The following is a 19020-nucleotide window of genomic DNA, read 5'->3' on the forward strand; positions in this document are numbered from 1 at the left end:
GATTCCTCACTGCCGGTGTCGGATAGTAGTGCAGGGCACTCACTCACATTCGTTCGACGAGAAGCGCATTCGCCATCCCGCCGTGTTCGCACATGGTCTGCAGGCCGTAGCGTCCGCCGGTGCGTTCGAGCCTGCCGACCAATGTGGTGAGCAACCGGACGCCCGACGCGCCGATGGCATGCCCGAGCGCGATCGCACCACCGTCCGGGTTGACCCGTCCCGGGTCGGCGGCGAATTCACGGGACCACGCGAGCGGGACCGACGCGAACGCCTCGTTGACCTCGTACGCGTCGATCTCGTCGATCCGCAGCCCGGTACGGTCGAGGATCTTGCGGGTGGCGGGGATCGGGGCGGTGAGCATCATCAACGGGTCGTCGCCGGCGACGGCGAAGTCCACGAAGCGTGCACGGGGCGCGAGCCCGAGTTCGACGGCCTTGTCCTCGGACATGATCAGCGCGGCCGAAGCCGCATCGGTGAGCGGCGACGAGTTGCCCGGCGTGATCATCCAGTCCAGTCCAGGCCGGGGAAACGGGCGTCGGCGGCGTCACTGCGGAAGGACGGGCGCAGACCGCCGAGGCTCTCGAGCGTCGTGGACGGGCGGACCGTCTCGTCCGTGACGTGCGGTCCGTTCGGGGTGGAAACGGGCACGATCTCCCGATCGAAGTGCCCGTCCGCGGCTGCCGCTGCCGCTCGCCGATGCGAGTCGTAGGCGTAGGCATCGACATCGTCGCGAGTGAGCTTCCAGTGCTGCGCAACGAGTTCGGCGGCGAGTCCTTGACCGATCCAGCCCTCCGGGTAGCGCGCACCGAGCGCGGTGCCGACCAGGTCCGCACCGATCGGCGCGGTTCCCATCGGAACTCGGCTCATCGATTCGACGCCGCACGCGATCACGATGTCGTACGCGCCGGCCTGCACGCCCTGTGCCGCGAAGTGCACGGCCTGCTGGCTCGAACCGCAGGCGCGGGTGACGGTGGTGGCGGGCACGGATTCGGGCAGGCCGGCCGCGAGGGCGGCGGACCGGGTGATGTTGCCGGCCTGTTCCGAGGCCTGGCTCACGCAGCCGCCGACGACGTCGTCGACGAGCGCCGGGTCGAAGTCGTTGCGCGCCATCAGTCCCCGGAGCACATCGGCGAGCAGGTCGATCGGGTGCACGCCGGACAGTGCACCACCGGCCTTGCCGCGGCCGGATCCGGATCGCACGAGGTCGACGATCACGGCTGTTCGCATGTGGTTCTCCGATCGGAAGACTTCGGAATTGTGGGGTTTCAGGCAGACTCGGGCAGCGTGAGTCTCGAGACCAGGTCGCGACGCACGAGCTTGCCCGTGGGTGTCTTGGGGAGTTCGTCGACGAACACGACGTCGTCGGGGGTGCGCGAGCCGCGCAGGCGCTCGCGGCACCACGCACGCACGGCTTCGGGATCGGCGTGATCGTCGCGGGCGGGCACGATGACGGCGCAGATCCGTTCGCCCCACTCGTCGTCGGGGAGGCCGATCACCGCGACCTCGCGCACGTCGTCGTGGCGGACCAGGACGTCCTCGATCTCGGCGGGTGCGACGTTCTCGCCACCTCGGATGATGGTGTCGTCGGCGCGGCCCCCGATGTAGAGGAATCCGTCCTCGATCCGGGCGCGGTCGCGGGTGGGAAACCAGCCGTCGGCGTCGAGGGCGGATCCCTTGCCCATGTATTCGCCGCTGACCTGGGCGCCGCGAACCCACAGCAGGCCGGTCTCGCCGTCGGCGAGCACGGTCACGTCGTCCTCGTCGCGGATCTGGGCCTCCATCCCGGGCACGATCCGGCCGACCGACGACAGGCGCCCGCGCAGTGCCGGATCGGCGAGCGCCTCGCGGTGGTCGTCGGGTCCGAGTACCGCGATGGTGGAGCTGGTCTCGGTCAGTCCGTAGGCGTTGACGAATCCGGTGTCGGGGAACGCCACGAGCGCCTTCTCGAGGACGGGCTGCGGCATCCGGGCACCTCCGTACGCGAGCGACGCGAGGGCCGGGGTGCCGGCGGGGGCACCGTCGAGGTGCTCGACGACGCGGGCGAGCATGGTGGGTACGACCATCGCGCTGGTGACGCCTTCGGTGCGGACGAGCTCGAGCCACGACTGCGGCGTGAAGTCCGGCAGGTACACCATTCGGCGGCCCGCGTAGACGTTGCTCAGCACCGCTCCCATTCCGGCGATGTGGTACGGCGGCGTACTCACGAGCGTGGCGTGTTCCGCGGTGGCCGAACCGAATTCGACGGTGTTGAAGAGATACGACGTGAGGTGGTGATGTCGCAGCAGCACGCCCTTGGGTGCGGAGGTGGTGCCCGAGGTGAACAGCACGACGGCGGTCGCGTCGTCGGGGGTGGGTTCGCACTCGGCCGGTTCTGCCGCGCCTGCGGCTTCGAGGAACTGCTCGCCGGTCAGGACGGTGTCGGCCGCGCCGGTGAGCTTGTCGAGGTAGGCGGGGTCCGCGACGATCAGCGGCCGGTCGAGCTGCGCGACGAGGTCGCGGAGCTGATCGGTCGCGAGGCGGTAGTTCAGCGGTGCGATGGGGATCCCCGCGCGGGCGGCCGAGAAGGTGAGGACGGGCAGGATCGGACCGTTGACACCGACGAAGACCACGTGGCGGGCGCCGTGCTCGCGCAGCACCGTCGCGCCCCGCGCGGTCGTGTCCACGAGCTGCTGATAGGTCGTGCCCGAGTCGCGGCGGCCGATCGCGATCCGATCGGGCTCGACCGAGGCCGCCATGTCCAGAACCATTTCGATACCCATTGCACCACCTGGAGAAGAACGATCGCGTCAGTTCGAGAGCGTGGTCGCGAGGGCGCTCACGCCTGCGCACGATTCGAATCGTCGAGGGGACGAGTCACCGTGCGCTTCCCTCGAACTGTAACAACGATGCGACTCAATGTGAAGCAAATCATGACAATAGTTGCCACCAATGTGTACAGTGCCGTCAGCGAGTGTCGCGGATCACTGCGCCGCGCACCGCCCGGCCGACGAACGTAGACAGAAGGTAGCCCGATGAACGATCGGAACATGGTGGACATCGACGTGCTGACGTCCTGGCTGGACCACAACGACGTGGGCGACGGGCCGGTCACCGATGTGCTCCCCCTGACCGGCGGAACCCAGAACATCCTGGTCCGATTCACCCGTGCCGGGCAGAGCTACGTGTTCCGGCGGCCGCCGCTGCACAAGCGCAGCGACAGCGACGAGACGATGCGGCGTGAGGCACACGTCCTGCGCGCCCTCGCCGGCAGCGATGTCCCGCACCCTCGCCTGGTCGCCTCGTGCGAGGACCTCGACGTCATGGGATGCTTCTTCTTCGTCATGGAATCCGTCGACGGATTCACCGCCACCACCGAGATACCCGAGCCGCACGTGTCGTCGCCGCAGCTGCAGCACGCCATGGGGCTGTCGATGGTCGACGCGGTCGCCGCTCTCGGACGTCTCGACCCGGTTCGACTCGGCGCCGACCAGGTTGCCCGCGCCGACGGGTGGATCGAGCGCCAGGTGGGCCGGTGGCGCAGGCAACTCGAGTCGTACCACGACCTCGACGGCTGGTCGGGTCCCGACCTGAACGGCGTGGAGGAAATCGGAGCGTGGCTGGATGCGAACCGGCCGGCCGAATGGTCCAAGGGAATCATCCACGGCGACTACCACTTCGGGAACGTGATGTTCCGGCGCGACACCGCGGAGGTGGCCGCCGTCGTCGACTGGGAACTCGCGACCGTCGGCGACCCACTGCTCGACCTCGGTCACCTGCTGGCGACCTGGCCGAACCCCGACGAGACCCGCACGGTCGGGCTCGCACACCGGATCGACGGCCTGCCCGGCCGCGACGAACTGATCGCACGCTACGGCAGCATCTCGGGCCGCGACATGACCGGATTCGACTGGTACCAGGTCCTCGCGTGCTACCGGCTCGCGATCATCCTCGAGGGAACGCACGCCCGAGCATGCGCCGGCAAAGCGGATGCCGCGCTCGGACAGCGCTTCCACGGTGTCTCCCAATCACTTCTCGATCAGGCGCTCGCGCTCGTCTCGATCTCCACGCAGTCCGTCTGAACCCGCCGCAGAAAGGCTCGACCCGCATGACCGATCCCCGCACCGCCACCGAATACAAGTACCTGCAGTACGAGACCCACGACGAGGGCACCATCGCCCGCATCGTCCTCGACCGCGTGAAGTACCGCAATGCCCAGAACCGGGGCCTGCTCGTCGAACTCGACGAGGCGTTCGCGCGTGCCGAGGCCGACGACACCGTCCGCGTCGTGATCCTCGCCGGCAACGGACCGGTGTTCTCCTCCGGCCACGACCTCGGCAGCCCCGACTATCTCGCAGAGCGAGGCCCCGGCCCGGACCAGCACTGGTCCTACACGTGCACCGGCGGCACCAAGGACGCGGTCGAATCCCGATTCCACCAGGAGTGGCACTACTTCTACGACAACACCCGCCGTTGGCGGAACCTGCGCAAGATCACCGTCGCCGAGGTCCACGGCAACGTCTTCTCCGCCGCGCTCATGCTCACCTGGGCATGCGATCTGATCGTCGCCGCCGAGGGCACCCAGTTCGCCGATGTCGTCGCCACCCGCCTGGGCATGTGCGGCGTCGAGTACTTCGGCCACCCCTGGGAGTTCGGTCCGCGCAAGGCGAAGGAGCTGCTGCTGACCGGCGACAGCCTCGATGCCGAGGACGCACGCGCACTCGGCATGGTCAGCAAGGTCTTCCCCGCGGACACCCTGACCGAGAACACGCTCGCGTTCGCCCGCCGTATCGCGCAGGTCCCGTCGATGGCGGCCCTGCTGGTCAAGGAATCGGTCAACCAGAGCCAGGACGCCATGGGCTTCTCCTCCGCTCTCGACGCGTGTTTCACCATCCACCAGCTCAACCACGCCCAGTGGACGCACCTGTCCGGCGGCAAGACCGTGGTGGGCACTCCCGAACTGGGCCTGCCCGACTGGAAGACCGCTCCCCCGATCACCCGGGCGGACCCGCACCGGCCCTGATCGCACCCACGGGACGGGCCGGAAAGCCATCGGCTTTCCGGCCCGTTTCGCCGTGTACAGGTCAGGACGGACGATGGTCGAGCAGCACCTCGTCGAACAGGGTGTCGACGAACGCGGTCACGTCCAGCTTCTCCGGCGAATACCACTGCGCGAATCCCGCATAGTCCACCGCGTTCTCGTATCCGAGGCCGGTCACCGTCGACTTCCACTGCTCGGCGGACTGCCGGGAACGTTCGACGAACTCCGCTCCACCCGGGGCATTCTCCTCGAGATCGGCGAGGATGACCTCGTTCTGCGCGCGCAGCGCGTCCCGCGCGTCGTCGGCGAAACCACCTGCGGTGCCGCCACGCTCGGCAATCGTCGCGGATGCGGCGACCGTGCCCTCCCAGATCTTGTTCAGGCTGCCCTCGACGAACACGTCGAGCCGGTCCCAGAGCAGCTGCTGCGCGACCAGCGGCAGCGCGTCCCAGGTGCTCGCGCTCATCGCGAGCGCACCCGAGGTGTTGGCGAAACCGGCGTCGGCGTCGATCACCGCGTTCGGTGCGATGTCCATGATTCCCGCGATCATTCCGGCCGTCAGTGTCGTTGCGGCGCAGGCCGCGACACCGCGCTGCAGGCTCTCGAAGTACTCGGTGTAGCCGATGGACACCGGATTCGCGCCGAGCGCGGACACCTGACCGCCGAGCGTCGCCGATCCGGATGCGATGGACTGGCCCTTCAGATCGTTCAGGGTTGCCCGCTGCTGCGAACAGATCAGCGCGATCGAACCGGAGTTGAACGAGGGCAGCAGCATCTTCAGCCCGTGGTCCTCGAATTCGGCCACGATCTCCGGGGTGTCGAACGCCACGTCGACCGGCCAGGCGTTGGAGGACAGGCTGCCGACGATCACGCTGTTGTCCGACAGCACGCTCGCGGTGTTCAGCGCCGCGGTCGCGGGATACTCCTTCGGCTCGTACGGTGCCATCACCTGCGCGATGTCGAGCCGGCCGTCCTCGATCGCATTGTCGGCGTCCGTCGGGGCCGCGACTCCGTTGGAGTACACGATGTCGAACGTGACTTTGCCGCCCGACCATTCGGAGACCGCGCCGGCGTAGTTCTCGATGTGCTGGCCACCGGAGGCCCCCTTCGCGGCCGGGGACTGGACGTGCAGCACGATCGGTTCCACGTCCTCGAACGCAGCCCGGTAGTCCTCCATGCTCGCGCCGTGGTCGACGCCGGCTCCGCCGGACTGTGCACCGCCCGCGGACTGCGCGCACGAGGCGAGGATCAATGCCGCCGCGGTCGCGGCGGCCACCGCCGCCGCACCCCGTGCCGTTGTCCGTGATGTCATTGCTGTTCCTTCCGGTTGTCGTCCCCGACCGTATTTCGGCGTTCCTCGGTTCAGTTCGCCGTGGGCACCGTCAATCCCCTGCGTCCCAGCTCGGGCAGGACCTTCGCCGCGAACAATTCGAGGCTGCGCCAGCCGACCTCCGGGGCGAGACCACCCATGAGCGGCTGGAACATCAGTTCCGAGTCGTCACCGCGTTCGACTGCGAATTCGACGCACTGCTCCGGAGTGACGACGACGAACTGCGACTGTCGCTTCAGTTCGTCGAGGGTCTCGACGAACGGGTAGCCGGTCGTACCGACGCCGCGCTCCTTCGCCCACTGCGCATTCGCGTTCGTCGTGTACATCAGGTGCGGGGCGAGGACCGGCCAGTCCCGCTCCGGATCGTCGGTGACGTGGAGGAACAGCGGTCCGGCCGACGCCGGGCGCGGGGGAATCGGAAGACCGAGCCGTTCGCGTTCGGCATCGTAGAGCGCATACAGCCGCTCCTTCTCGGATCCGGCCGGCATGTAGTTGTCGCCCAGGCGCGCCGCGCGCAGTGCCGACGCATCCGCCGATCCGCCGATGTAGATCGGCGGACGGTCCGGTCCCACCGGCGTCGGGCGTACCCGCACCGTCGTGCCCCGGAACTCGAAGGGCTCACCGGTCCACGCTTTGTCGAGGGTGTCGACGATCTCCTCGAGGATCCTGACCCGGCGCTTCATCGGGACGTCGAACATCGCGAATTCGTCGGGCCGGTAACCGATCCCCATCGTCATCTCGACGCGACCGCCACCGCCCACGAGGTCGAGAGTGGCCAGGTCCTCGGCCAGACGCAACGGGTGGTGCAGAACTGCGACGAGCGCCGAGAAGTGCACGTGGATGCGCTCGGTGCGCCCGAGCATCGCGGCGCCGAGAATCATCGGGGACGCGCAGTATCCGTCCTCGGCGCCGTGATGCTCGGCCAGGTAGATCGTGTCGAATCCGGCCGTGTCGGCCCAGCCGGCTTGTTCCACCGCTGCGAGATACAGTTCGGGGGCTGGTGCCCCGACCGCGGGGGCACGCATGTCGTATCGGAGCGAAAATCTCATGTCTGTGCGCTTTCTCGTGTGATCCGCTCCTGCGCGATCGTGAAGGTCGGCAGGGTGTGGGTGGGCAGGACGGTCGGCGACAGCACCACCGGCTGCCCGATCACGGGATCGTCGGCGCCGGGGCCGACCAGGTTGGTGACGAGCCGGACACCGGGCGCGTCGTCGATGTCGACCAGCGCGACGACGTACGGCACCGGCGAGCCGGACGGCAGGAACGCGCGGTGGACGCGGCTGAAGGTGTGGATCACACCGGTCCCCGAGACCGGGTGCCACTGCGGCTCGGAGGCGGTGCCGCACGGGCACGCCGGACCCGGATACCAGTGCCAGCGTCCACAGTCCGGGCAACGCGGGAAGGCGAGTTCACCGCGAGCGGTCGCGTCCCAGAACGGCTGCAGTTCGGCCGGGCCCGTGGGTGGTGCGTAGTCCGGTACCCCGGCGTGCGTTTCGGTGGGTGTGTCGGTCACGGTGTCACCGGTCCTCGGTCAGGATCAGGGTCGAGTGCTCGCCGCCGGCGAGCGCCGCGACCAGGGCGGTGGCCGCACCCTCGACCTGTGCCGCACCCCGGGTGCCGCGCAGTTGCCGGACGGCTTCGATCACGTGGACGATGCCGGGAATGTACGCGTAGGCGAGGTGCCCACCGTGAGTGTTCACGGGCAACCGGCCGCCGGGACGCGTGTGACCGGCGTCGTGGAATGCGAAGGCCTCCCCCTTGCCACAGAACCCGAGATCCTCGAACTGGATGGCCTGGGAGATCGAGAAACAGTCGTAGATCTCGGCGACGTCGATGTCCGCCGGACCCAGTCCCGCCTCGGCGAAGGCGCGCGGACCCGACACCGCGGAGCCGAACGAGCACAGGTCCTCGTTCTGACTGAAGAACGACGTCATCGGGGGACCCACCGCGACGGTGGACGACCCGGCGACGACGACCGGCGCGCCCGGCAGATCCCGGGCCCGCTCGACCGTGGTGACGACGACTGCGCCGGCACCGTCGGTGATCAGACAGCAGTCGGCCGCGCGCAGGGGCTCGGCGATCATCGGGGATTCGAGATACTGCCGAGCACTCAACGGTGCCGGCCGCTGGGCGCCCGGTGTCAGCGACGCCCACGCCCGGTTGGACACCGCGACCGAGCCCAGGTCGTCGGGATCGACGCCGTAGATGTGGCAATACCGTTGCGCCCACGCCGCGAAGTACACCGGCTGCCCGTACCAGCCGAAGGGCATCTCGTAGCTCGCCTTGACCGGGTCCTGAGCGTGGAATCCGTAGGGTCCACCGGGTTTCGACCCGGCATAGCCGTAGTACACGAGCACGGTCGTCGCCCGTCCCGATTCGACTGCTGAGCGGGCGATCTCGACTGCAGCGAGCGGCCCGGCGCCTGCCGGGATGCCCGGCGCGCCGGTGAACGTGCGCGTGACACCCAGCGCTGCGCAGACGTCGTCGGCACCGGGATGGGCGGCCGCAGCCACAATGCCGTCGACGTCGGCGGGCGCGATTCCCGCGTCGGCGAGGGCGGCCCGGCACGCGTCGGTCACCAGATGCGCGATCGGCCGGTCGAGGGACCGTCCGAAAGCGGACTCGCCGACGCCTGCGATCGCGGCCGGCGTCATGCGCGCAGCCCGCGCCACGCCGTCGTCCCGCCGTCGACGGGTACGACGATGCCGGTGAGGAACGAGGCGTCGTCGGATGCCAGGAACGCGACGACCTTCGCGATCTCGCTGCTCGTCCCGAAACGCGGGATGAGGTGGGCACCGACCATCGAACGCTGCCGGGTCTCGCGGATCTCGGGGCTCTGCGCGGCGTCGAGGTACGCCTCGCTCATGGGAGTGGCGATGGATCCCGGCGCGAATGCGTTGACTCGGACGTCCGGGGACAGCGCGATCGCGGCGGTGCGGGTCAGCTGGATGACCGCGGCCTTGCTCGACGGGTACGCGGTGCTCACGTAGCCGACCATGCCGGCGACCGAGGCGGCGTTGATCACCGACGGTCCGCGCCCGGAGGCCCGCAGATGGGGTGCGGCGAGCTTGGTGGCCAGCCACACCGACTTGACATTGATGGCGTACACCTTGTCCCACACGTCCTCGGGGAGTTCCTCGAACGTCGTGTTCTCGGTGAACGCGTTCTCCATGACACCCGCATTGTTGACGAGCGTGTCGAGGCCGCCACCGGCTTCGACGGCCGTCTCGATCATCTCGGCGACCTGCGCGCTGTCGGCGAGGTCCACGCCGATCGCACGGGCCCGCACACCGAGGGCCTCGATCTCCGCGACCGCGTCGGCGGCGCCGTCGACGTTGCGGTCGGCGACGCTCACGAACTCGGCGCCCTGACGGGCCGCCTCGACGGCGATTTCGCGCCCCATGCCCTGCGCGGCACCGGTCACCAGAATTCTCTTACCCGTCAACATGCGTGGAACTTCCTCTCCGTCGGTGGACGCCGACGCTGTGTCACCGTCGGCCGATGCCGACGTGGTGTGTCGGTCACGCCCGGCCGGGCGAGACGGTGATGCGTCCGGCTTCGAGCAGCGTCATCGGCCGCTCGTACCGTCCGGTGGTGTAGGGCGAGGCACCCGATATTCCGGTCATGCCGGCGTCGACCGGCAGCGTCACGCCGGTCACATAGGCCGCGGCGTCGCTCGCGAGGTACAGGACACCCGCCGCGACGTCTCCCGGGGTCAGCGGGCGGTCCATGAGTGCGCTCGCGCCGAGCGCGGCGTTCGCTCCGGCGAGGTCGCCGGCGTCACCGGCCACGACGGTCGCGGTCATCGGTGAGACGACCGCGCCCGGCACGATGGTGTTGACCCGGATGTTGTACGGCCTCAGTTCCGCGGCAACGGATTTCGACAGCCCGATCACCGCGGACTTGGCGGCGCTGTACACGTGGGGTCCCACCCCGCCGAGGAGACCGGCGGGGCTGGAGGTCGAGATGATGACGCCCGATCGGTTCGGCTTCATCACGCGGGCAGCATGTTTGAGCCCGCACAGCACGCCCCGCAGGTTCACCGCGAGGGTCAGGTCGGCGTCCGCCAGCGGAGTGCGGTCGATGGGGCCGAGCGTGCCCATCACTCCGGCGTTGTTGAACATCAGGTCGAGTCGGCCGAAGTCTGCGACGGCCCGGTCGACGGCGGCCGCGACGTCGTCCTCGACGGTGACGTCGGTGTGCGCGAATCGGCTTCGCTCGCCGAGTTCGTCGCACAGGGCGCGACCCGGTTCGTCCTGCAGGTCCGCGACGACGACCGATGCACCTTCGGCGTGCAGGGCGCGGACCACCGCTTCCCCGATTCCGCTCGCGCCTCCGGTCACCACCGCGACGCGGCCTTCGAACCGTCCCATGATCGCTACTCCTCGCCTCGATCGGGGAACTCCCCGAGGGTCAGATCACTTATAATTGTGAACATAATCTATGTCACAATTTGTCGGAGGACAACCGAACCGGCGATGGAGGAACCGTGAACCCGGAAGACCGACTGCTGGAGACGATCACCGCGCTCGGCGCACGGATCGACGCCCTGGAGGCCGAACGCGCCGCATCCGGCCTGATGCACCGCTACGCCGCGGCACTCGACGAGCCCGACCCGGACGAGCTCGCACGACTGTTCACCGCCGACGGCACCCTCGACACGACCCGCGCCTCCTACCGCGGACACGACGAGATCGCCGGGTTCTTCCGAGCCGCCCGCGCGGCCGACGACTCCGACAAGCGGCACTTCCTGTGCCAGCCCGACGTGCGGTCCACCGGCGACGGCCGGGTCGCACTGGACTGCTACTTCTCCTACATCGCACGCGGCACCGACTCGGCGCTGGGCTGGGGCACCTACGGGGCGGTGTGCCGCGTCGAATCCGGTGTCGCCGCGTTCGACTCGCTGCGCATCGCCGTCCACCACGGCACCGACCTCGGACGCGGCTGGCGGCGCTGAATCGGGAAGAGCCGGTGCGGGAGCGGTCGAACATCCGCCCCCGCACCGATGCCTGTGCCGGAGACTCAGGATTGCGTGAAGGTGATCGCGTATTCGGGGCACGCCCCGGCCGCGTCCTGCGCCTGCCCGGTCAGCTCCGCCGGGACATCGAGATCCTGCCCGGCCTCGGCGACGAAGCCCTGCTCGTCGTCGGACAGCAGATCCGGCGCGACCGCGTAACAGCGGCCGTGGCCCATGCACTTTCCTTGCGCGATAGACAGTGTCATCTCAGACATCCCATTCCAGTTCGAGGTCCTTGAGGGTCAGCTGCGAGCCCCTCTCGATCAGCTCGGCACCTTCCTTGATCCGGTAGTGCGGGATCACCTTGTGCCATTCCTCGAGCACCACCGCGAGTTCGAGCCGGGCCAGGTGCATGCCGAGGCAGCGGTGCGGTCCGGCGCCGAACGCCAGGTGCTGGTTCAGTCCCGGCCGTCCCAGGACGAAGCGGTCCGGGTCCTCGTACTTTCGCGGATCGCGGTTGGCCGAACCGATTCCGAGCCAGATCACGTCTTTGGGCGCCATCTCGAGGCCGCGGAATTCGTCGGCCTCCTGCACTTCGCGGCCGGCCTGGATCACCAGCGGATACATGCGGATGAACTCTTCGACGGCGTCGCGGGTCCGTTCCGGCTCCTCGATGAGCATCGCCCGGTCCGCGTCGTTGCGGGCGAGGTGCGCGAAGATGTATCCGAGCGCCGAGCGTGTCGTGTCGAGACCGGCGAGCATGATCGACAGGCAGGTGGTGAGAATCGTGTCGTTCGACAGCGGTTCGCCGTCGAGTTCGGCCTGAACGAGCCGAGTGACCATGTCCTCCGCCGGATCACGCGGATTCGCCCGGCGCTCGTCGACCGCCTCCTGGAAATACGCGAGGATTTTCGCCTTCGGTACCGCGGCGCCGTCCAGGTCTCCCTGGAGCATGCATCCGAACATCTCTTCGGTCCAGGGCAGGAAGAAGTCGCCGTCCTCGACCGGCAACCCCATCAGGATCAGGAACAGATCCGTCGGGTAACGGATCGCGAACTCGGCGACGAAGTTGCAGTGACCCTGCGGCGCGAGTTCCTCGAGCAGTTCGACGCAGCGCGAGTGAGCAAGATCCTCCATGCGGCGCACCGCCGCCGGTGAGAAGAACGGATTGAGGATGCGGCGGAACTTCTGGTGCTCCTCACCGTTGAGATCCTGCGGAAGCAGCTCGACCGTGCTACCGGGGAACAGCGCGGTACGGACCGAAGTCGTCCAGTTGGTGTGGTTCTGGAATCCCGCCAGTACGTCCTCGTACCGGGTGAGCATCCAGAATCCGCGTTCGGTGGTGTCGTTGAAGTGGAACCGCTCCGCCTCACGCTCGCGGTCGAGAAGCGCGTAGTGGCCGTAGATCTCGCTTTCGCGGGTGTAGTCGGTGTGACTGACGGGACATCCCGATCGGGGCGTCATCGCTTTACTCCTTGTTCCGTGGTGGCGGTCAGGACGGACGGTGGGGAAGGAAGATCGTCTCGTAGACCTTCGTGCTGTAGTCGCTCAGATCGACGGACTCCGGCGTGTACCAGGCGGCGAAGTCGTCGTACGAGACGTCCTCGTAGCCGAGATCACCGATGACCGACTCCCATTCGGCGGTCGCGCTGCCGATGCGCTCGACGAACGCGTCGCCGTCCTCGAACGCGGGGTTGGTGCGTTGTGCATCGAGAAGCTTCGTGTTCTCCGCGTCGAGTGCGGCCCGCGCGTCGTCTGCGTACGGACGAACCGAGCCACCGGCCGCCAGTACGGCTTTCATTCCTTCTGCGGTGTTGGGCAGGATCTTGTCCTCGATGTTGGACTCGAGATACACGGTGAGGCTGTCCCACAGCAACTGCTGCGCCACCAGGGGCAGCGAATCCCATGCCTGACTGCTCATCGCCATGCCACCCCACCCGACCGCGACGCCGGCGTCGGGGTCGATGACCACCTGCGGGGTCTGGCCGAGGAAGCCGCCGAGCATGCCGACGGTGAAGGACGTGACGGAGCAGTCCGCGATACCGCGCTGCAGCGCCTCGAACAGCTCCGTGTAGGCGATCGACACGGGGTTCGCGCCGAGCGCCGACACCTCGGCGGTGATCGAACGGCCCGATGCCGTGACCTGCGCCCCGTGCAGAGCCGCGAGATCGCGTCGATCCTTGGCGCAGAAGAGCCCGTTGCATCCCGAATTGTATTCGGGAAGAAGAAGTTTCATACCTTTGTCCTCGTACTCGGCGAGGATCTCGGGCGTCTCGAACGCGACCTGGTTGGCCCAGGCGTTGGACTGCAGCGCCCCGTGCAGGGGTGTCTGGACGGACACGAAGCTCGAGTCGGTCAGCGCGGTGCTGGCAGGATATTCGGCGGGCTCGTACTGCGGAATGATGTGTCCCAGGTCCAGACGGCCGTCGACCAGCGCATTGTCGATCTCGGCCGGCGGCGCCACCGCATTCGAGTAGGCCACGTCGAAGGTGATCTTGCCGCCGGACCATTCGGTCACGGTGTCGAGGTACTTCTCGACGGGCACTCCCGTGGGCGACCCCTTGGGCGCGGGCGACTGTGTGTGCAGGACAATCGGTTCGACGTCGGCGAACGCGGCGACGTAGTCCTCCTTGGTGGCGCCGTAGGCGAGCCCGTCCCCGCCCTCAGCGCCGGTGGCGGAGGACGACTCGGCGCATCCTGCCAATACCGCCCCGGCGAGACACATTGCGGCGACTGCGCCGACAGTCCTCGGCCACGCGTTCCGCGAAGTTGACATGCACTGCTCTCCGTTCCTCGGGAATCCCTGGAGCACATCACAGAGTCGTGATCCAAATCACGATTATCATGCGCATGATAAAAGAGATTGTCAACAGTTGACCGGGGAAAAGGTCCGCAACACAACAGAACTGGGACGATGCCCGGAACACGGAACGGCGGGGCGACCTGTCAGGTCGCCCCGCCGTACGGGTAACGCGAAGTGGAAGACCGGGTCAGGCGCGGTTGCCCCACGCGATCGGAGTCTCGAGCACATCCGGGTAGTGCTTCTGCTCGTACCGCCAGATGCCCGCGATGTGCTCCTCCATCGCAACCAGGGCTGCTTCCGGATCCCTTTCTGCGACCGCGAGATAGATCTTCTCGTGGATGTCGGCCGTCGCGCGGCGATGTTTCTCCGGGTACTCCATGCCCATCGCGGAGCCGTCGAGCATGTCGAGGAGCGCATGGATGAGGTACCCGAACAGCGCGTTGCCCGACCCCTGCGCCACCGTGTCGTGGAAGACCCGGCTCATCTCGACGAAGATCTCCTCGTCGTGCAGATTCTCGCGCATGTGGTCCACGGAGTACTTGAGCGTCGCGAGCTGCTCGTCGCTGATACGCTCCGCCGCGAGTCTCGCCATCATGGGCTCGAGCGCGGTGCGTGCCTCGACCACCGTGCGGAACGGAGCGTTCTCGAACTGCAGCAACAACGTGATCGCTGTCGCCAGTCCCTCGCTGTCGGGCTGCTGCACGATCGGGCCGCCGCCGGGGCCGGGTTTGAGAGCGATGACACCCTGCAGCTCGAGGAAACGCAGCGACTCGCGAAGGGTGCCGCGACCCACATCGTATTCGTCGAGCATGATCCGTTCCGGCGGCAGCCGGTCGCCGATCTTGTTGCCGCGACGATTGATGTCCTGGACGATCCGCTGCGCCACGAGCATCGCTGTCTTCTTGGGCCTGAGCCCCGCTCGTCCCACTCGTGTCTCCACCCCGTGTGCCCCCATCTTCGAACAAACCGACAAAAATCTATGACTATGTTTACATCAATCATGGGGTGGGCACCAGTGAATCGGCCCGTGAGCACTCGAAATTGTCCGCCGTTTCGGGGCGGGGCGGCCGCGCGAGCGCAACTACCCGCCTGCGATCTCGTCGATCAGACCCCACGACAACGCGCGCTCGGCGTCGAGCGCGACGGCGGTGACGAACAGGTGCAGGGCGCGCCAGCGACCGATCCGCCGCGGCACGCTCACGGTCCCGCCCGCCCCCGGGATCAGACCCATCGAGACCTCGGGCAACCGGAACACCGTGTCGGGCGCGGCGACGATGTGACCGGCGAACGCCGGAATCTCGATGCCCGCGCCGACGCAGTGACCGTGCACCCGTACCTCGGTGAGGTCCCGCAGGCGCGCGACCAGGCGACCGGCACCGCCGCGGGTGCGGATCAGGTGCGCGACGGCGGTGTCCGGGGTGCGGCCGAATTCGTCGAGGTCACCACCCGCGCAGAACGACGGTCCGGCACCGTCGAGGACGACCCGGCCGATGCTGTCGTCGAGCAACGCGACGCCCAGCGCCTCGACGAGAGCATCCCGCAACTGCGTGCCGTAGGCATTGCGGCGTTCGGGACGGTTCAGGGTGATGTGCAGCGTGTCGTCGTCGCGGGCGATCAGCACCGGTTCCTGCGGGGCCGGTGGCGGCAGCGGACGCGGGCCGCGCTCGTCGAGCCACCGGTGGAACTCGGGGCCGCCCTGCAGTGTCGAATAGCCGAGCGACTCGACGTCGATCGCGGCGGGCACCGGAAGCGTCTCGGCGGCACGCAACACCTGACCGGCCGTCAGCGCGGCATAGGGGTTCCAGGTGACGGCCGCGACGAACCCGGCGATCGCGTCGTCGAGGTCGCCGGACCCCACCACCGTCCGCTCGCGCGGGTCGGGACCCGCGACGTAGGTGAGGTCGAGGGCATCGAGCAGCAGGCCCAGTTCCGGAGCGTCCTCGATGTCGCCTCCCCCGAACCGGCCGACGAGCAGGCGGTCGCAGTCGCGGGCACGGTCGGCGGCGACGGGAAGCAGGTCGTCGGGCGCACCGTCCAGATCGACGACCAGCACGGGTGCGTCGAGCACCCCGCCGCCGGTGAGCAGAGGTGTGTGGGCCGCGCCGGCGGCGAGATCCGCCACCCCGATCGTGCGCACCTCGGTCTTGCCCAGTGACGCGTCGACGTTCATCCGTTCACCATTCGTTCCGCCTCGAGGTCGTCACCGCCCGAAGGCGGTCCCATCGGCCCCATCCCGGGGCAATGTAACATCGGCCACGTGTCGACCGGTCCGAGCCTTGATCCCGTCGAGGACTGGGCCGAGAGCGGAATCGCCGCCCTGACCGGTTTTCTCGACGGTCCCCCGCTGATCCCACCCGGGCGTGCCGCGACCCGGGCACGGGAACTGTCCGACTTCGTCGCGGCCGCGTCCTCCGGGGCGGTCCGGCTCGACGGCGCCCGATTGCTCTCCGAGCGCGCCGCGTTCACCGGTCACCGCAGGTCCGGGGCGGTGTCTGCGGGCGGATCGTGCCGGCTGCTGCCGACCGCCGACGGGTGGGCGGCTGTCTCGTGCGCCCGCCCCGACGATCCGATACTCCTCGGCGCGCTGGTGTGCGCCGAGATCGACGACGATCCGTGGCCGGTCGTCGGCCGGTGGTTGCGCGAGCACACCGGCGCCGAACTGGCCGAACGCGCCGAACTGCTGGGCGTCGCCGCCGGGCCCGTCGCCGCGCCGATCGCGGTTCCGCCGGTGCCGGCCGCGCCGCGATCGGTCGAGGGTCTGCTCGTCGTCGACTTCAGTGCGCTGTGGGCCGGGCCGCTGTGCGCTCATCTGCTGGGGCTGGCCGGCGCCCGCGTGGTGAAGGTGGAGACACCGTGGCGGCCCGACGGTGCGCGGCGCGGCAATCCCGACTTCTACCGGTTGCTGCACGCCGGCCACGAGTCGGTGGTGCTCGATCCGAACGTGCCCGCCGAACGCGACGCGCTGCACAGCCTGGTCGCGGCGGCGGACATCGTGATCGAAGCGTCCCGGCCGCGCGCGCTCGCCGGATTCGGCCTCGACGCGGACGCATTCGTCGCCGACGGGGGAACCTGGATGTCGATCACCGCACACGGCCGCGGCAGCAACCGCGTCGGTTTCGGTGACGACGTCGCCGCGTCCGCAGGCCTGGTCGGATACGACCGTGGCACACCGGTGTTCGTCGGCGACGCGATCGCCGATCCCCTGACCGGACTGACCGCGGCGGCGCTCGCGATGTCGGCACCGAACGGGGATCGCGGGCACCTGTGGGACGTTGCGATGTCCGCGGTCGTCGCCGCCACGCTCACCGACTCCGAATCCGTTGTACCGCAGACATATCGGTCCGGAGATCGGTGGTGGGTGGACACCACGAACGGCGCCGTCGCGGTCGCCGAACCGGCACCGCGCACACCGTCGGGTCTCGCGCCGGAATCGGGGCGCGACACCGACAAGGTGCTGTCCGAGTTGAAGATCCGGCGATGAACACGCTGCTGGTTCGCGATGTCGAGGTCGCGGGACGGCCCGGTGTCGACGTGCTGATCCGGGCCGGGGTGATCGTCGCGGTCGGTCCCGGGCTCGACGTGCCGGGTACTGCCGAGGTGCTCGACGGTCGCGGCGGGGCCCTGATTCCCGGCCTGCACGACCACCACCTGCACCTGCACGCCGCTGCCGCACAACGAATGTCGGTGCGGTGCGGTCCGCCGCACGTGCGCTCGGCCGGCGACCTCACCGATGCTCTCGCCGCCGCGCCGGGCGACGACTGGATCCGCGGCGTCGGCTACATCGAGTCGGTGGCGGGACTGCTGGACTCGGCGGGCTTGGACCGGATCCACGCCACCCGGCCGGTGCGGATCCAGCACCGCAGCGGCGCGATGTGGGTGCTGAACACGGTAGCCGCCGGATTGGCCCGACTCGACGATGCGGATCATCCGGGGGTGGAACGCGACGAACGGGGGCGGCCCACCGGCCGGGTGTGGCGCGCGGACGACTGGCTGCGCGACCGACTGCCCGCGACCGCGCCACCGCCCTTGGACGCGGTCGGCGCCGACCTGACAAGATTCGGGATCACGGGGATCACCGACGCCACCCCGGACCTGTCGGAGAGTTCACTGGACGCGCTGGTCGACGCCCACCTCCGCGGGATCGTTCCCCAGCGGATGCGTATGCTCGGGGTACCGCTCCACCACGAATCATCCTGGTGCACATACTCCCTGAGCCCCGGTCCCTACAAGATCGTGCTCGCGGACTCGGGGCTACCCGAACTGGACGACCTGGTCGCGACGATCCGCCGCGTGCACGAGGCCGGACGGGCGATCGCCGCGCACTGCGTCACCCGCGAGGCCCTGCTCATCCTGCTCGTCGCCCTCGACGAGGCCGGCACCCGCCCCGGCGACCGCATCGAGCACGGCGCGTTGATCCCGGCAGAGTCGGTCGCGGAGTTGCGGCGGCGCGGCCTGACTGTCGTCACCCAGCCGGGTTTCCTGGCGCACCGCGGCGACGACTACCTGCGCGACGTCGAGCCACGCGACCTGCCGGATCTGTATCGGTGCCGGAGCCTGATCGACGGGCACGTCCCGACGGCGTTGTCCAGCGACGCCCCGTACGGCCCGCTCGACCCGTGGGAGGTGATCGCCGCCGCCGTCGACCGGCGCTGTCCTACCGGCGAGATCGTCGGGCCCGCAGAACGTATCGACCCGAGCGAGGCGCTCGACCGTTATCTGGCACCGCTCGACGACCCCGGTGACCCGGCCCGCACGATCCGCGTAGGCGCTGAAGCCGACCTGGTGCTGCTCGATCGCTCTCTCACCGAGGTGTTGGCGTCACCGCACGCGGACCGCGTGCGCGCCACCGTGATCCGCGGCGAAGTGCGCTGACGCGCCGGTGTGCCTTTGTGGCGGTCCCAGCCGCCACAAAG

17 protein-coding genes and 1 pseudogene are annotated in these 19020 nt (G+C 68.8%); 5 read left to right on the forward strand and 13 right to left on the reverse strand.

The features are described 5' to 3' along the window. Nucleotides 1-43 precede the first annotated feature (43 nt). Both ACWDTS_RS26560 and ACWDTS_RS26565 read right to left on the reverse strand, forming a co-directional pair. A pseudogene (locus tag ACWDTS_RS26560) lies at nt 44-1227 on the reverse strand (thiolase family protein). 38 nt (nt 1228-1265) lie between these two features. After that, on the reverse strand, nt 1266-2759 hold the full coding sequence (locus tag ACWDTS_RS26565; protein WP_450119348.1) for an AMP-binding protein: 1494 nt from the start codon (nt 2757-2759) through the stop codon (nt 1266-1268). 252 nt (nt 2760-3011) lie between these two features. Here ACWDTS_RS26565 and ACWDTS_RS26570 point away from each other — a divergent pair, with 252 nt between their 5' ends. Together ACWDTS_RS26570 and ACWDTS_RS26575 are read left to right on the forward strand one after the other, a co-directional pair. Next, nucleotides 3012-4058 (forward strand): phosphotransferase family protein, encoded by a 1047-nt coding sequence (locus ACWDTS_RS26570; protein ID WP_450119349.1) that lies wholly within the window; start codon nt 3012-3014, stop codon nt 4056-4058. A 26-nt stretch (nt 4059-4084) separates the two neighbouring features. Beyond that, a complete protein-coding gene (locus tag ACWDTS_RS26575) occupies nt 4085-4999 on the forward strand; it encodes an enoyl-CoA hydratase (protein WP_068157592.1) in 915 nt (304 codons plus the stop codon). A gap of 61 nt (nt 5000-5060) precedes the next feature. On the opposite strand, the gene dctP is transcribed toward ACWDTS_RS26575, so the two are convergent. From dctP to ACWDTS_RS26605, 6 genes are all read right to left on the reverse strand, one after another. Continuing rightward, on the reverse strand, nt 5061-6329 hold the full coding sequence (dctP, locus tag ACWDTS_RS26580; protein ID WP_450111674.1) for a TRAP transporter substrate-binding protein DctP: 1269 nt from the start codon (nt 6327-6329) through the stop codon (nt 5061-5063). 50 nt (nt 6330-6379) lie between these two features. After that, nucleotides 6380-7396: an LLM class flavin-dependent oxidoreductase gene (locus tag ACWDTS_RS26585; RefSeq protein ID WP_450111673.1), complete on the reverse strand. Its 1017-nt coding sequence runs from the start codon at nt 7394-7396 to the stop codon at nt 6380-6382. Beyond that, nucleotides 7393-7860, reverse strand: coding sequence for a Zn-ribbon domain-containing OB-fold protein (locus tag ACWDTS_RS26590; protein WP_450111672.1), 468 nt, complete (start codon nt 7858-7860; stop codon nt 7393-7395). Before ACWDTS_RS26590 ends, ACWDTS_RS26585 begins: the two co-directional genes overlap by 4 nt. Nucleotides 7861-7864: 4 nt before the next feature. After that, nucleotides 7865-9019, reverse strand: coding sequence for a thiolase family protein (locus ACWDTS_RS26595; RefSeq protein ID WP_450119350.1), 1155 nt, complete (start codon nt 9017-9019; stop codon nt 7865-7867). Next, the gene (locus ACWDTS_RS26600; RefSeq protein ID WP_450111670.1) at nt 8998-9795 is read right to left on the reverse strand and encodes an SDR family NAD(P)-dependent oxidoreductase; all 798 of its coding nucleotides are present in this window, start codon (nt 9793-9795) and stop codon (nt 8998-9000) included. The genes ACWDTS_RS26595 and ACWDTS_RS26600 overlap by 22 nt, the downstream gene beginning before the upstream one ends. A 73-nt stretch (nt 9796-9868) precedes the next feature. After that, nucleotides 9869-10720 (reverse strand): SDR family oxidoreductase, encoded by an 852-nt coding sequence (locus tag ACWDTS_RS26605; protein ID WP_450111669.1) that lies wholly within the window; start codon nt 10718-10720, stop codon nt 9869-9871. 116 nt (nt 10721-10836) lie between these two features. Here ACWDTS_RS26605 and ACWDTS_RS26610 point away from each other — a divergent pair, with 116 nt between their 5' ends. Continuing rightward, nucleotides 10837-11304, forward strand: coding sequence for a nuclear transport factor 2 family protein (locus ACWDTS_RS26610; protein WP_450111668.1), 468 nt, complete (start codon nt 10837-10839; stop codon nt 11302-11304). Between the two features lie 65 nt (nt 11305-11369). On the opposite strand, the gene ACWDTS_RS26615 is transcribed toward ACWDTS_RS26610, so the two are convergent. The 5 genes from ACWDTS_RS26615 to ACWDTS_RS26635 form a co-directional block, all read right to left on the reverse strand. After that, complete coding sequence (locus ACWDTS_RS26615) at nt 11370-11570, reverse strand: ferredoxin (RefSeq protein ID WP_068166590.1); 201 nt, start codon at nt 11568-11570, stop codon at nt 11370-11372. Between the two features lies 1 nt (nt 11571). Continuing rightward, the gene (locus tag ACWDTS_RS26620) at nt 11572-12768 is read right to left on the reverse strand and encodes a cytochrome P450 (RefSeq protein ID WP_450111666.1); all 1197 of its coding nucleotides are present in this window, start codon (nt 12766-12768) and stop codon (nt 11572-11574) included. Nucleotides 12769-12796: 28 nt separating this feature from the next. Continuing rightward, complete coding sequence (locus ACWDTS_RS26625) at nt 12797-14080, reverse strand: C4-dicarboxylate ABC transporter substrate-binding protein (RefSeq protein ID WP_450119351.1); 1284 nt, start codon at nt 14078-14080, stop codon at nt 12797-12799. A gap of 214 nt (nt 14081-14294) precedes the next feature. Next, a complete protein-coding gene (locus ACWDTS_RS26630) occupies nt 14295-14999 on the reverse strand; it encodes a FadR/GntR family transcriptional regulator (protein ID WP_450111746.1) in 705 nt (234 codons plus the stop codon). A 189-nt stretch (nt 15000-15188) separates the two neighbouring features. Further along, complete coding sequence (locus ACWDTS_RS26635) at nt 15189-16277, reverse strand: enoyl-CoA hydratase/isomerase family protein (RefSeq protein WP_450119352.1); 1089 nt, start codon at nt 16275-16277, stop codon at nt 15189-15191. An 87-nt stretch (nt 16278-16364) separates the two neighbouring features. Here ACWDTS_RS26635 and ACWDTS_RS26640 point away from each other — a divergent pair, with 87 nt between their 5' ends. Next, nucleotides 16365-17588: a CoA transferase gene (locus ACWDTS_RS26640; protein ID WP_197251174.1), complete on the forward strand. Its 1224-nt coding sequence runs from the start codon at nt 16365-16367 to the stop codon at nt 17586-17588. Beyond that, entirely contained in the window at nt 17585-18979 is a 1395-nt protein-coding gene (locus tag ACWDTS_RS26645; protein WP_450119353.1) for an amidohydrolase family protein, read from the forward strand. The genes ACWDTS_RS26640 and ACWDTS_RS26645 overlap by 4 nt, the downstream gene beginning before the upstream one ends. Nucleotides 18980-19020 lie beyond the last annotated feature (41 nt).

Source organism: Rhodococcus sp. NPDC003383 (assembly GCF_053589115.1).